Source organism: Streptomyces sp. DSM 118878 (genome assembly GCF_052936595.1).
Genome location: NZ_CP193622.1, coordinates 4,656,045 through 4,668,930 on the forward strand (window position 1 = coordinate 4,656,045; position 12,886 = coordinate 4,668,930).

A 12,886-nucleotide genomic window follows, 5' to 3' on the forward strand; every position below is an offset into this window, starting at 1 on the left:
TGGCTGGTCGCGCGGTTCCCCGCGCCCCTGATGCCGGGCTGGCCTCTGTTTTTCGGGTGCCGGCCGGACGTGGCTGGGCGCGCGGTTCCCCGCGCCCCTGACGGGGCTTCGCTGTCGGCCCCCCCAAGTTTTCCGGTCCCCGGGGGGCCTCACGTCCAGGTTGTGTGGATGTCCTGGGTTTCTGTGTGCATGCCCAGGGGGACTCGCCACTTGGCTGTGCAAATCAGCCATTTCTTCTTTACGCGCTCGCCCGCGGCTATCGGCGCCGGCAGAGGTCTCGTGGAGTTGGCCGTGGCCCAGTCGACGCCCAGGGCACCGATGATGTGGGTGCCGAAGGTGATCTTGCCGGAGCAGACCGGGGAGCCCCCGGTGTTGTGGAAGGTGAGCGTCACCTTCTCGCACCAGCGCTTGGCCGTGGGCTCGCGGAGCGGTTCGCCGACCCGGAGCTCGGCGGGGCCGGGTGACCGCTTCGGCGGGGGGTCGGCCGTGCCGCCGCCCGGTGAGGGCGAGGCCTCCGGGGGCGGGGCGTTTGTGCCGCCGGGTGACTTCCCCTCCGAGTCACCGTCGGCGGCGGCTTTGGGGCCGGATGGCGGGCCCGTAGGGGCACCTCGGCCGTTCTTCGCGGGCCCGGCGGACCCGGCGGGGCGCCGCGTGTCGCGGTCGCCGTCCAGGGGGATCAGGCGCACGTCGCCGGTCGGGGCCACCGCTTTGCCGGGGGCCCGCTCCGGGGAGGCTCCGGCCGCCCCGGTGGCCACGTAGCCGTCGCCGCTCCCGCCGCCGCACGAGGCGAACAGAGCGCCCAGGCACAGCACGGCAGCGGACGCTCCGAGCACGTCACGCACACCACGTCGCATCGCCGCAGTGTGGCTGACGGGCCGTCATTTAGGAACCCCGTCAGCAACACCGGCCACGCACCGCGTACTTGTCAGTCGGAGATGAGGCCGTCCCGGAGCTGGGCCAGCGTCCTCGTGAGGAGCCGCGAGACGTGCATCTGCGAGATGCCGACCTCCTCGCCGATCTGTGACTGCGTCATGTTGGCGAAGAAGCGCAGCATGATGATGCGGCGCTCGCGCGGCGGCAGCTTGGCGAGCAGCGGCTTGAGCGACTCGCGGTACTCCACGCCTTCCAGGGCCGAGTCCTCGTACCCCAGGCGGTCCGCGAGGGAGCCCTCGCCGCCGTCGTCCTCGGGCGCGGCGGAGTCGAGGGAGGAGGCGGTGTAGGCATTGCCCACCGCGAGCCCGTCGACCACGTCCTCCTCGGAGACCCCGAGCGCCGTGGCCAGTTCGGGCACGGTCGGCGAGCGGTCGAGCCGCTGGGCGAGCTCGTCGCTGGTCTTGGTCAGCGCGAGCCGCAGCTCCTGGAGGCGGCGCGGGACGCGCACCGACCAACTGGTGTCCCGGAAGAAGCGCTTGATCTCACCGACGACCGTCGGCATCGCGAACGTCGGGAATTCCACGCCGCGTTCGCAGTCGAAACGGTCGATCGCCTTGATCAGGCCGATCGTTCCGACCTGGACGATGTCCTCCATCGGTTCGTTGCGGCTGCGGAAGCGTGCCGCGGCGTACCGCACGAGGGGGAGGTTGAGCTCGATGAGCGTGTCGCGTACATAGCCGCGCTCCGGGCTGTCCTGGTCGAGCGCGGCGAGCCGCAGGAACAGGGAGCGGGACAGAGTCCGGGTGTCGATGGCTTCCGGAGCCGGTGAGCCGTGAAGCGCGTCGGGCGCGGATTCGCTCGGGCTCTTGGTGAGCGTGAGCGTGAGCACCTTCGAGCTGCCCTGGTCTGCGGACATGCCACCCCCTTGAGGTCGCGGACGGTCGCGATGGGCGCTCCCGTCGGAGGAACGCAGCCTCCACCTGAATACCGGAGGTGGGGCTACGGCAAACGCGGTTCCAGCAGAATGTCACATGTCGGCAACGCGCTGTAGTTACTTGTCGACAAAAAAGAGTGACATCCGTGCAGGAAAGAGGGGGTCTGGGGCTTTTCAGCAAAGAGTGCCGTCGGGAACAGCCCCGACGGCACTCCACTCGATACGGTTACGCCTCGATCCGATTTGCGGACCGAAGCCGCGCGAAGCTTCGGGCCAGGAGCCGGGACACATGCATCTGGGAAACGCCCAATTCGGCACTGATCTGTGATTGCGTCAGATTGCTGTAGTAGCGCAGAAGCAGGATGCGCTGTTCACGCTCCGGCAGTTGTACGAGGAGATGGCGTACGAGGTCGCGGTGCTCGACGCCGTCGAGCGCGGGGTCCTCGTAGCCGAGCCGGTCGAGCAGCCCCGGCAGCCCGTCGCCCTCCTGGGCCGCCTCCAGTGACGTCGCGTGGTACGAGCGCCCGGCCTCGATGCAGGCGAGCACCTCGTCCTCGGTGATGCGCAGCCGCTCGGCGATCTCCGCGGTCGTCGGAGAGCGCCCGAAGGCGGTGGTGAGGTCCTCGGTCGCCCCGGTGACCTGCACCCACAGCTCGTGCAGCCGGCGCGGGACATGGACCGTGCGGACGTTGTCGCGGAAGTACCGCTTGATCTCACCGACGACGGTGGGCATGGCGAAGGTGGGGAACTGCACCCCGCGCTCGGGGTCGAACCGGTCGATGGCGTTGATCAGCCCGATGGTCCCGACCTGGACGACGTCCTCCATCGGCTCGTTGCGGCTGCGGAAGCGCGCGGCGGCGTACCGCACGAGGGGCAGGTTGGCCTCGATGAGGGCACCGCGCACGCGGCCGTGCTCCGCGGTGCCGGGTTCGAGGTCCTTGAGCCGGCCGAAGAGGACCTGGGTGAGGGCCCGGGTGTCCGCGCCGCGGGAGCTCCCGCCGCTCGACGTGGTTCTCGCGGGTGGAGCTTCAGGCGCAGTACTGGCCGGCACGGTCAACGCCACCCCTTCTCAGTCAAGCCCGGTCGAGATCAGTCGGCCTTGGCCAGTACGTCGATCAACCTCAGTCAACTCATCCCTCAAAAGCGGTCATAGCATCACAAGACATGTGCACTGTGTGCAAGCACCCGATAACGACGTGTTGGGTAACGAAATGGCCCCACACCAGTGCGGTGCAGGGCCGTTCGGGGAGTCACGAGGAGCCGCGAGGGGTCGCGAGGAGTCGCGGGGCGGCTGTGAGGAACCGTGAGGAGCTGTGGGGCGGCGGTCGGCTCAGAACTCGTAGTCGGCGATCACCCAGGTGGAGAACTCGCGCCAGAGCGCGACGCCCGCCTGGTGGGCCGGGTGCTCGATGTACCGCTTCAGGGCGTCGGTGTCCTCGACTGCGGAGTTGATCGCGAAGTCGTAGGCGATGGGGCGGTCGGTGATGTTCCAGTCACATTCCCAGAACGCCAGTTCCGGGATCTGGCCGCCGAGCGCGCGGAAGGCCTTGACGCCCTCGACCACGCGCGGCTCGTCGCGCCGTACGCCGTCGTTGAGCTTGAAGAGGACCAGATGGCGGATCACGGGCACTCCTTGGAGAGGGCTTGGGCCTGACGGCTCGGACAGCCGCTCAGTCCTTGCCTCCGTTGGCCACCCACGTCATGAAGTCGCCGACGCTCTGAGCGGCGCTCGAAACACCTTCGAAGCCTATCTGCACGTAGTCCGCGGCCTTTTCGGGGTCGGTGATGATCACGTAGAGCACGAAGACGACCACGACGAAGAGGCTGAGCTTCTTCCACTGCACTGCCACGATCTGGTCTCCCCTTACCCGTGCTCCGTGCGACCCCTGTGACGGCGGTGAGTCTAACCCGGACCGTACTCACCGGATCTTCGATGAACGACGGCCCCTCTTCGGTGAACGCAGGCCCCTGGGCCCCGCACGTACGACGAAGGGCCCGTCCATTCGGACGGGCCCTTCGCATCAAGAGCGGTAGCGGTGGGATTTGAACCCACGGTGAGTTTCCCCACACTCGCTTTCGAGGCGAGCTCCTTCGGCCGCTCGGACACGCTACCGAGAGGAACTCTAGCCCAAGATGGGCCGTGGTCAGAAATCGGTTTGGGGAGAGGTTTCGAACGGGCCGTTCCGCCCCGGTTCACCGCCCCCGGCGGCCCTCCCGGAAGAAACCGGTGAGAAGTCCGGCGGCCTCCTCGGCGAGTACGCCGTGGACGACTTCGGGGCGGTGGTTGAGTCTGCGGTCGCGCACGACGTCCCAGAGGGAGCCGGCCGCGCCCGCCTTGTCGTCCCGCGCTCCGTAGACGACGCGGTCGACACGGGACTGCACGATCGCACCCGCGCACATCGTGCAGGGCTCCAGCGTCACGACGAGCGTGCAGCCGGTGAGGCGCCACTCGCCCAGTTCGACGGCGGCCCGCCGGATGGCGAGCACCTCCGCGTGCGCGGTGGGGTCGCCGGTCGCCTCGCGTTCGTTGTGGCCCGTGGCGAGCACCGTCGTGCCGTCCGGGGACAGCACGACGGCGCCCACGGGGACGTCGCCGCCCCCGACGGCCAGCCCGGCCTCGGCCAGCGCGAGCCGCATGGGGGCCCGCCAGCGGTCCCGTACGGGATCGGCGGCGGTGCGGTGTTCGGTCGGATCGTTCACACGGGGAACCTAGCGGACCGTTTCGAGCACCTCCGCCGCCCCGAGGGTCTCGGCGATGTCGCTGAGGGCGTCACCCGCCTCCAGGACGAGCAGTGCCTTCTCCGGCACTCCGAGGTCGGCGAGGATCTCCGTGTCGCCGAGCGGACCCGCGGGCATCGCTTCACCGGCGTCGGCGGGCAGGTCGTCCTCCTCGTCCTCGGCGGAGTCCTCCGGCTCGCCGTCCTCCGTTCCGTCCAGGTCGAGGGCTTCCAGGTCGTCGGCCGCGTCCGGATCGCGGCCGAGCATCTCGTCGGTGAGCAGGATCTCCCCGTACGAGCTACGGGCGGCCGCGGCAGCGTCCGAGACGTAGATACGAGGGTCCTCCTCGCCGTCCACGCGGACGACGCCGAACCACGCGTCTTCCTGTTCGATGAAGACGAGCACTGTGTCGTCGTCGTGGTCGGCGATGGCTTCTCGGGCCAGATCGGCCAGGTCCGCCAAGGTCTCCACATCGTCGAGCTCCGTGTCGCTCGCTTCCCACCCGTCTTCGGTGCGCGCGAGCAGTGCGGCGAAGTACACCGTGACTCTCCCACTGGTCATAAGCGGTGCCGGTTGGCGGTTAGGAGTCCCCCCGGCGAGGTCGGGGAGCGGGGGTTGCGGTGCCGAGCCCCGCCCATTCGGAATCGTGGCAGAAACAGCGCCGTCAGGAGAGGTCTTCCGCCCGCTGTGTCCGCGTCGGGTTTTTTTCCCCGACCCCCTCACACCCGGCGCTGGGCGGGCCGGTCACCAGCGGAATGTGCGCATGCGCATCTGCTGACGCATCCGTGCCGCCCGGGCGCGGCGCGGCTTCACGCGGGCGCGGAGCTCGATGGCCTCGTCGCGCTCGCGGAGGAACTGGGCTCGGCGCCTGCGGCGCTCGGCGTCGGTCTCGTCGTCCGCTTTGCGTTCTGCCATGGCCACACCCGCCTCACGTCGTACGTCCCCACCTTCCCCCGGTCGGCGGTATTGATGCCAGCACCGGGCGGGGCCGGGCCCCGGTTACTGTTGATGTCATGCGGATCCACGTCGTCGACCACCCGCTGGTGGCGCACAAACTCACCACGCTGCGCGACAAGCGCACCGACTCCCCGACCTTCCGGCGCCTCGCCGACGAGCTGGTCACCCTGCTCGCGTACGAGGCCACCCGGGATGTGCGCACCGAGCAGGTCGACATCGAGACCCCGGTGGTCGGGACGACGGGCGTGAAGCTGTCGCATCCGCGCCCGTTGGTGGTGCCGATCCTGCGCGCCGGTCTCGGCATGCTCGACGGCATGGTCCGGCTGCTGCCGACCGCCGAGGTCGGCTTCCTCGGCATGATCCGCAACGAGGAGACCCTGGAGGCCTCCACGTACGCGACGCGCATGCCGGAGGACCTCTCCGGGCGTCAGGTGTACGTGCTCGACCCGATGCTCGCCACGGGCGGCACGCTGGTCGCGGCGATCCGGGAGCTCATCAAGCGCGGCGCCGACGACGTGACCGCCGTGGTGCTGCTCGCCGCCCCCGAGGGCGTCGAGATCATGGAGCGCGAGCTGGCGGGTACGCCGGTGACGGTCGTGACGGCCTCGGTCGACGAGCGGCTCAACGAGCAGGGTTACATCGTGCCGGGCCTCGGCGACGCCGGGGACCGCATGTACGGGACGGCGGAGTAGCGGCCTGAGGTCAGCAGTTCTTGCCTGACGGATCGGACGTCGGCTCGGGTTTGGCGAGTGCCGCCAAGGCCTTGTCGGCGTCCTCTTTCTTGGCGAGGTCCTTGAACTCCGCGCCGATGATCAGATCGACCTCGCCGCCCTTGCGGGCGTCCGTCCTCCGTTCGGCGCCCGCGAGCTGCGCGCCGAGCACGGGGAGCGCGGTGTCCGTCGCCGCCGGGGCGCCGAGCAGCAGCCCGGTGCCCTTGACCTTCTTGTCGTAGGCCTTCGTCGCGTTGCCGACCTCGCCGATGGTGAAGCCGCGCTTCTTCAGCTCGTCGGCGGTCTTCTTGGCGAGGCCGCCGCGGGGCGTGGCGTTGAAGACGTTGACCTTGATCTGGCCGGGCTTGAGGAGCGCCTTCGCCTTCGCCTTCTTGGCCTGGGCGGCGGACGAGTCCTTCCCCCGGTCGCAGTCGGCGGCACCGCCCGCGGCCGAGGCCTTGGCGCCGCCGGAGAAGACGTGGATGAGCTGCAATGTGCCCCAGCTGATCAGGGCCAGGGTCGCGGCGGACGCGACGACCGCGAGCACGATCCTGCGGTGCCCGCCGGTGCGGCGCATTCGAGGGTATTTGTCCCCCGTGATGCGGTATTCGCCGCCCATGCCGGGGGGAGTGAGCATGCTCATGGGCGCAGCGTAGTGCGGCGTGGCGGCGATGCCTACTAAATGATCATTCACTTGCGCCAGGGCAACCCGAAAGGGTCAACGCGGGTCTGCGGTGGCGCCTTGGGCTGGGGCGCGTCAGCCCAGTTCGAGTACGCGGGCGTGGAGGACCTGGCGCTGCTGGAGCGCGGCGCGGACCGCGCGGTGCAGCCCGTCCTCCAGATAGAGGTCGCCCTGCCACTTCACGACGTGCGCGAAGAGGTCGCCGTAGAACGTGGAGTCCTCGGCGAGCAGCGTCTCGAGGTCGAGCTGCCCCTTGGTCGTCACGAGCTGATCGAGGCGGACCGGGCGCGGCGCGACGTCCGCCCACTGCCGGGTGCTTTCCCGGCCGTGGTCGGGGTACGGCCGGCCGTTTCCGATGCGCTTGAAGATCACACGGAAAGCCTACCGGGCAAGGCTCTCCGGGCGCAGCCATGGTGACCGAGTGCGACTCCGGGAAATGCCACCGGAAACCGGGTCAAACCGGGAAGTCTCAAACCGGGAGCAGGCTCCGAAGTGGGCTGGAGCCGACCGATTCCGTCCACATCGGCGAGCGGGAATCCCCCGAACGGGTCTGTGCCAGTGGCAAGGGCGGCGGCCGGAACGGAGCGTTCCGGCGGCGCGGGCTGGTGCCGGGCGGTGTGAGGGGCCTAGGGGGCCCAGGGGTCTCCGGAAGCCGGTCGGCGGCCTGTGTTTCCATGCTCCGATGAGACGAGAGCATGCCGCAGACGCGGCCGACGGCCACCCTGTCCTCCTCGTGCGGGAACGGGACGGTGAGCGTGATCTGGAGGCGTGCGTCGGTGCGCTCGCGCAGGTGCACAAGGCCGACGGCTACCCCGTCAACTGGCCCGCCGAGCCCGGCGCGTGGCTCGCCGGGACCGCCTCGCTCGGCGCCTGGGTGGCCGAGCTCGACGGGCGGGTCGTGGGTCACGTATCGCTGTCCCCCAGCGCGGAGGGGGACGTGGCGCCCGGGCTGTGGGGCGCGCGTGCGGACGTGGACGTGGCGGCGACAGCCGTGGTCAGCCGTCTCTTCGTCGCGCCGGACGCCCGCGGCCACGGGATAGGGGCGTTGCTGATGGGGCGCGTGACCAGGGAGGCCCGGGCGCGCGAGCTCCATCCCGTACTGGACGTGGTCTCCTCCGACGCCTCGGCCGCCGCGCTCTACGAACGCCTCGGCTGGCAGCTCCTCGACGTCGTCGAGCAGGAGTGGCAGCCGGGCCAGCGAGTCACCCTGCGCTGCTATGCGGCGCCTTCGGAGGACTGACCCTGGCGACCACCCAGCGGTGACCCCGCATGTCGGCCCGGCAGTGACCGCACCTCAGCCCAGCAGTGACCGCACTGCCGAGCGGTCGACGTTCGTCAGGGCGCGGACCAGCTTCGGGGTGAGGAAGACGATGGCGGCGCCGATGAGCGCCACGGCGGTGATCTGGGCGGGCGAGGTGATGTAGTACTGGTGCCGCTCGCCGCCGGACATGTAGTCGTAGACGCGGTAGCCCGGCCAGCCGACGTAACGGTGGAAGACCCAGGAGTACGTCGGGAAGAGCGCGAGCGCCCAGCCGATCGCGAAGACCGTCACCGTCAGGACGAAGCTGAACACCCGCCAGGGGAACATGACGGCCTGGAACAGCAGCGCCTTCCACCCCGAGGCGTCCGCGAGGCGCGCCCGCGTCCACGCCCACAGGCCCCGGCCTCCGGGCACTTCGAGCGGGGCCGGGCCTTCGACGGCCAGCCCGAGCCCCCTGCGCGCCCGGCCACGCTCGGCGGCCCCGAGCCCACGCGCCCCCGCGAGGACCACGGCCAGTACGGGCAGCCCGAGCACGGTGACCAGCAGCCCCGCCCCCGACGCGAATCCGGCGACGGCGAAGCTGAACCCCGCGATCGCCACGGGCAGCGAGACCAGCACATGGCCGATCTCCCGGAACGTACCGGCGGCGAACGGCGCCCGCCAGAACCCGACGGACCTCTCGGCACCGAGGGGAGCGGCCCCCGGAGAGACCCCCGGAGCGACCCCCGGTGGCAGAGCGTCCGTGTGCGGACGGCCGGCGTACGGGCGGGTGGTGTGCGGCAGGGTGTCGGTGCTCATGGCGGCCTCGGATCGTTGCGGTGGGGAGCGCGGGGACGTGCCTTCCGGCACCTCCAACGCTCGCGTATCCGCGCCGCCGAAGGCATACGGTGACCAGGTGTCTCGGGGGTGGTGCCAGGCCCCCTGTCCGGCCTACCGATACCTCCCGGCCCCGGCGGTCGCCCCGACGGATGCCCCCGGCGGTCGCCCCCCCCGCGGATGTCCTAACCCCGCAGCACCGCGCCGAAGTAGGCCAGGCCCGAGGGGCCGCCGACCGTGCCGGCGTCGAACGACTTCGAGCCCGTCGCCGTGATCCCCGAAGCGGTGGACTTGAAGAGCCAGACGGCACCGGCGCCCTTGTTCTCGCTCTGCGCGGCGGCCACGAGTTCGGCGCGGCCGTTGCCGTCGGCGTCCGTGAGCTGGACGGCGCCCCCGAAGTTGTCCAGCTTCTCCGCCGTGCCGGGCACGCCCGCGGTGCTCTGGGAGAAGGCCTTTGCGCCCGTGCCGGTGAGACCGCCCGCCGAGCCGCGCAGCACGACGACGCTGCCCGCCTTGGACGCGGAGCCGATGGTCTCCGACTCCGCGCCGACCGCGACGTCGGCGTACTCGTCGCCGTTGGTGTCACCCGCGGAGAGGCTCCAGCCGAAGGCGTCACCCTTCTCGGCGGCACCGGGAACGCCCGAGGTGGCCTGGGTGACGCGCACGGGGGTGCGGGTGCTCAGGCCGGCCGCCGCGCCGTACGTCACGGTGACCGCGCCGCCCGTGCCGCCGTTGGGCTCGTCGGCCGACTTCTCCATGAAGTTGCCGGTGACGATGTCCCCGTAGCCGTCCTTGTCCACGTCGGCGATCGTCGCGGCGTAACCGCCCGCGACCTTGCCCGCGGGCTTGGGCGTCGTACCGCCCTTGTAGAGCACGCTGCGGGTGCGGTAGCCGTCGCCGTGCTCCTCCTGGCCCATGACCAACAGGTCGGTGGCGGCGTCACCGTTCACGTCGCCGGTGATGATCTTGTCCGTGTTGATGCCGGTCGCCGCGTACGTGTCGATGCCCGTGCGCTTCACGGCCTTGCCGGTCCGCGAGACCGGGCCCTTGAAGATGTTCAGCTCGGGCGAGGCGAGGTTGGCGGCGGCCAGGTCCGTCCTGCCGTCCCCGTCGAAGTCGCCGGTGGCCACGGACCAGCCCAGCTCGTGACGGTTCTCCGGCAGGGGCGAGGTGACGTCCGTCGCCTTCTTGAGGCCGCTCGCGCCGCCCCAGATGACGGTGAGCGCGCCGGACTCGTCGATGTCGTCGCCGATCTGCTCGGCGTGCACACCGACGACCAGGTCCGTGTAGCCGTCGTCGTCGAGGTCGCCGGTGGTCATCTGGTCACCGAAGTACTCGCTGCTCTCGGGGGTGCCCGGGATGCCGGAGGTCGCCTGGCTGATCAGCGTGCGCTTGGCGGTGTCGAGGCCCCGTGCGGTGCCGTAGACGACGGCGACGTAACCGGCGCCCGACTTCCCCGAGACCTTGGCGGTCGGGGCGGCTACGGCGAGGTCTCCGTAGCCGTCCCCGTTGAAGTCGGCGCGTATCCGGTCCTCACCGGCCGCGGGCGCGGCGCCGGCCGGCGCGGAACCGGCGGCGAGCAGCGAACCGGTCAGGGCGGCCGTGGCGGCGCAGGCCAGGGCCGTACGGAACTTCTTGGGCATGCGGGTCTCCTGCGGCGGTGCGGGACGCCAGGGACAGCCAGGGGCAGGCACGGGCATTCCGCTGCGAATGGGGTGCCGTGCGGGCGTTCGGGCGGCCGCGGGCACGGGGCCGGGGCACGCGCCGGGACGCGGCAATACGTCACGTCGGCGATCAAGAGACTCGCGATGGGGCGTGAGGGTTGTACGAGGCGGACGCCGCCGCCGGGCCGAAGCGCGGCCGGTCGGGCTTCTGGCTTCGGGCTCCGGCCCGGCCTCGGCTCCGGCTCCGGCTCCGGCTCCGGCTCCGCGGAGGTTCTAGGAGCGCCGGTCGATGACCTCCTGGGAGATCTCGGGCAGCGGGCGCCCGGTCACGAAGGCGGAGGCCCGCAGGTGGGCGAGGGCCTCCTCGGGGGTGATGTCCAGGCGGTGGGCGAGGCTGCCGGTGGCCTCGTGCGTGGTCCCCCAGTGGGTGTCGATCTGCTCCGCGGGTTCCCAGAGCGGCAGCTCACCGTGGGCGAGCAACTGCCAGAAGGCGGGAAGCATGACCTTGGCGATGGCGCGCGTGGCCGTCTCGGCCTGCTCGGCCGTCTCCTCGTCCAGGACCAGCGGCTCGTGCCGGAGCAGCTCCACCGAGCCGAAGACCTTGTCGTCGAAGGCGAGCGGAAAGGCGTACACGGCTCCGACCTGACGCAGCTCGCTCTGCATGGCGGCCTCGAACAGCGGCCAGCGCGTCAGCGGCCCGCTGAAGTCGCTGACGAGTACGGGCTCACCGCTGGTGACGGCCGTCACGCAGGGCCCCTCGGCCGCGAGGAACTGGAGCTCCTCCAGGCGGAGCGACAGCACGCCCGAGGCGCACAGCAACTGGCGGTACGGGGTGTCGGTCAGGAAGGACAGGCTGGCGCCGTCGACCGGCAGCCCCTCGCACAGCGCCTCGCACAGGCGCTGCGGCAGATTCTCGTCGTCGTCGGCCGCGGCGGAGAGAACCAGGTCCGCCGCCGTGAACTGCTCTGTCATGGCGCTCCGATTCTTGCGCTCAACAGCGCTCGATGCCGCGAACAGGTGGCCGCCCGGGTACCCCTGTTCCCGTACCGCACTCGCCAGGGAGGTAGCGAAATAGGGGCATAGGGGCATACGGAAGAAAGAGGGCATATCCGGGGGGATCGGCGGGTGCCCCGAGCGGGCGCCCCGAGCGGCTGCCCCGCTCCGGCCGAATCGCACCCTGGCGCGGCCCGGTGAACTGAGCTGTACTGCGGGGGAAGGCGGCACCGAGACGGGCATCCACCTGCCCGTCTCGTCCATCTGGCCATGCCTGTATGCATGTCCGTATGCATGCCCGAATGCATGTCCGTCTGCATGTCCGCCTCTGCCGCGCTTCCGGCGTACGACGCCGGGGCCGCGCGCACACCGAGCCCCCTGTCCCCGGGCCCGTGCCACCGCACCGAGCACGCACTGACCAGTGCCTCGTCCTCCGGCCCCGTACAGCGGCCGGGACGTACTCCCGCTCGTCCCGGATGGGCCGATGAGGACGTCAGATGCGAGGCCGGCACCGGAGGGGAGCCGCGCCGTCCTCGCCGATGGCCGCCGCCGGGACCGTGAGCCCGGCGGCGGCCGTCCCTCTACTCGGCCCCGGGCTGCGCGGTGTCCCGTACCTATGGCTATGGCTATGGCTATGGCTGTGGCTGTGGCTGTGCCCGTACCCGAGCCTGGTGCCGACGGGCTTTGAGGCGGTTCCCGCAGGTCTTCATCGAGCACCACCGGGCGGCGTTGGCGCGGCTGCGGTCCAGGAGGAAGAGGCGGCATTCGGGGTTGCCGCAGGGCCGCAGACGGCCGGGCATGCGCTCCTTGACGTCCGCCCACGCGAGTACGAGCTCTACGGCGAGCCTGCGCTCCGGCGGCACCTCCATGCGCCACTCGATGCCCGACGCGCTGGGCCGGGGGACTCTGTGAACACCGGCGAGGACTTGACGCAGAGCGGTGGTGGCGGCGTCTGCGGCTTTGGTGGCGTCTGCGGCCTTCGGGGCCTCGGCAGCCTTCGTGGCTTCGGCGGCCTCTGCGGTCTTGGCAGCCTCCGTGGCTTGGGCGGTCTCCGTGGCCTCCGGGGCCTCTGCGGTCTCTGCGGTCTCTGCGGTCTCTGAGGCCTCTGCGCTCTCCGAGGCCTCGGCAGACCGGCCCGACTCCACCGTCTGGAGCGCGTCCCGGGCGGTGCGCAGCCACCGGCGCTCCTCGTCGCCGCCGGAACCCCCGTGCTCCAGCGCCCACTTGTCCACCTCGTGGTCCTCACGCCACAGGTCCTGGCGTCGGCCATCCACCACA

General features: G+C 70.9%; 15 protein-coding genes, 1 tRNA gene and 1 pseudogene. 2 read left to right on the forward strand and 15 right to left on the reverse strand.

The window, feature by feature from the left end; all coding sequences use genetic code 11:
- Nucleotides 1-149: 149 nt before the first annotated feature.
- The 9 genes from ACRAKF_RS20675 to ACRAKF_RS20715 all read right to left on the reverse strand — a co-directional run bounded on the left by ACRAKF_RS20675 (nt 150) and on the right by ACRAKF_RS20715 (nt 5,440).
- A complete protein-coding gene (locus ACRAKF_RS20675) occupies nt 150-854 on the reverse strand; it encodes a hypothetical protein (protein WP_447038682.1) in 705 nt (234 codons plus the stop codon).
- A 71-nt stretch (nt 855-925) separates the two neighbouring features.
- Complete coding sequence (locus ACRAKF_RS20680; protein WP_447038684.1) at nt 926-1,789, reverse strand: RNA polymerase sigma factor SigF; 864 nt, start codon at nt 1,787-1,789, stop codon at nt 926-928.
- Nucleotides 1,790-2,033: 244 nt separating this feature from the next.
- Nucleotides 2,034-2,870 carry an RNA polymerase sigma factor SigF gene (locus tag ACRAKF_RS20685; RefSeq protein ID WP_447038685.1) on the reverse strand — a complete coding sequence of 279 codons (837 nt, stop codon included), beginning with the start codon at nt 2,868-2,870 and terminating at the stop codon, nt 2,034-2,036.
- 267 nt (nt 2,871-3,137) lie between these two features.
- Nucleotides 3,138-3,431: a Dabb family protein gene (locus ACRAKF_RS20690; RefSeq protein WP_447038687.1), complete on the reverse strand. Its 294-nt coding sequence runs from the start codon at nt 3,429-3,431 to the stop codon at nt 3,138-3,140.
- A 46-nt stretch (nt 3,432-3,477) separates the two neighbouring features.
- Nucleotides 3,478-3,657, reverse strand: a complete 180-nt coding sequence (locus ACRAKF_RS20695; protein ID WP_447038689.1) for a hypothetical protein — start codon at nt 3,655-3,657, stop codon at nt 3,478-3,480.
- A 178-nt stretch (nt 3,658-3,835) separates the two neighbouring features.
- Nucleotides 3,836-3,920, reverse strand: a tRNA-Ser gene (locus ACRAKF_RS20700).
- Between the two features lie 80 nt (nt 3,921-4,000).
- On the reverse strand, nt 4,001-4,444 hold the full coding sequence (gene tadA, locus ACRAKF_RS20705) for a tRNA adenosine(34) deaminase TadA (protein WP_447042079.1): 444 nt from the start codon (nt 4,442-4,444) through the stop codon (nt 4,001-4,003).
- Nucleotides 4,445-4,516: 72 nt separating this feature from the next.
- On the reverse strand, nt 4,517-5,065 hold the full coding sequence (locus ACRAKF_RS20710; RefSeq protein ID WP_447038691.1) for a tRNA adenosine deaminase-associated protein: 549 nt from the start codon (nt 5,063-5,065) through the stop codon (nt 4,517-4,519).
- Between the two features lie 204 nt (nt 5,066-5,269).
- On the reverse strand, nt 5,270-5,440 hold the full coding sequence (locus ACRAKF_RS20715) for a hypothetical protein (RefSeq protein ID WP_447038693.1): 171 nt from the start codon (nt 5,438-5,440) through the stop codon (nt 5,270-5,272).
- 98 nt (nt 5,441-5,538) lie between these two features.
- Between ACRAKF_RS20715 and upp the strand changes: the two genes are divergently transcribed.
- A complete protein-coding gene (gene upp, locus ACRAKF_RS20720; protein WP_447038695.1) occupies nt 5,539-6,174 on the forward strand; it encodes a uracil phosphoribosyltransferase in 636 nt (211 codons plus the stop codon).
- A 10-nt stretch (nt 6,175-6,184) separates the two neighbouring features.
- On the opposite strand, the gene ACRAKF_RS20725 is transcribed toward upp, so the two are convergent.
- Both ACRAKF_RS20725 and ACRAKF_RS20730 read right to left on the reverse strand, forming a co-directional pair.
- On the reverse strand, nt 6,185-6,835 hold the full coding sequence (locus ACRAKF_RS20725; RefSeq protein ID WP_447038697.1) for a LytR C-terminal domain-containing protein: 651 nt from the start codon (nt 6,833-6,835) through the stop codon (nt 6,185-6,187).
- Between the two features lie 114 nt (nt 6,836-6,949).
- Nucleotides 6,950-7,246 (reverse strand): type II toxin-antitoxin system VapB family antitoxin, encoded by a 297-nt coding sequence (locus ACRAKF_RS20730; protein ID WP_003955420.1) that lies wholly within the window; start codon nt 7,244-7,246, stop codon nt 6,950-6,952.
- Nucleotides 7,247-7,556: 310 nt separating this feature from the next.
- Between ACRAKF_RS20730 and ACRAKF_RS20735 the strand changes: the two genes are divergently transcribed.
- Nucleotides 7,557-8,114 (forward strand): GNAT family N-acetyltransferase, encoded by a 558-nt coding sequence (locus tag ACRAKF_RS20735; protein WP_447038700.1) that lies wholly within the window; start codon nt 7,557-7,559, stop codon nt 8,112-8,114.
- Nucleotides 8,115-8,168: 54 nt separating this feature from the next.
- Here ACRAKF_RS20735 and ACRAKF_RS20740 read toward each other — a convergent pair whose 3' ends face one another.
- From ACRAKF_RS20740 to ACRAKF_RS20755, 4 genes and pseudogenes are all read right to left on the reverse strand, one after another.
- A complete protein-coding gene (locus ACRAKF_RS20740) occupies nt 8,169-8,933 on the reverse strand; it encodes a sensor domain-containing protein (protein ID WP_447038702.1) in 765 nt (254 codons plus the stop codon).
- 203 nt (nt 8,934-9,136) lie between these two features.
- The gene (locus ACRAKF_RS20745; RefSeq protein ID WP_447038704.1) at nt 9,137-10,594 is read right to left on the reverse strand and encodes an FG-GAP-like repeat-containing protein; all 1,458 of its coding nucleotides are present in this window, start codon (nt 10,592-10,594) and stop codon (nt 9,137-9,139) included.
- A gap of 294 nt (nt 10,595-10,888) precedes the next feature.
- Nucleotides 10,889-11,587 (reverse strand): GAF and ANTAR domain-containing protein, encoded by a 699-nt coding sequence (locus tag ACRAKF_RS20750; RefSeq protein ID WP_447038706.1) that lies wholly within the window; start codon nt 11,585-11,587, stop codon nt 10,889-10,891.
- A 653-nt stretch (nt 11,588-12,240) separates the two neighbouring features.
- Nucleotides 12,241-12,585, reverse strand: a pseudogene (locus ACRAKF_RS20755) (CGNR zinc finger domain-containing protein); the annotation flags it as partial.
- Nucleotides 12,586-12,886 lie beyond the last annotated feature (301 nt).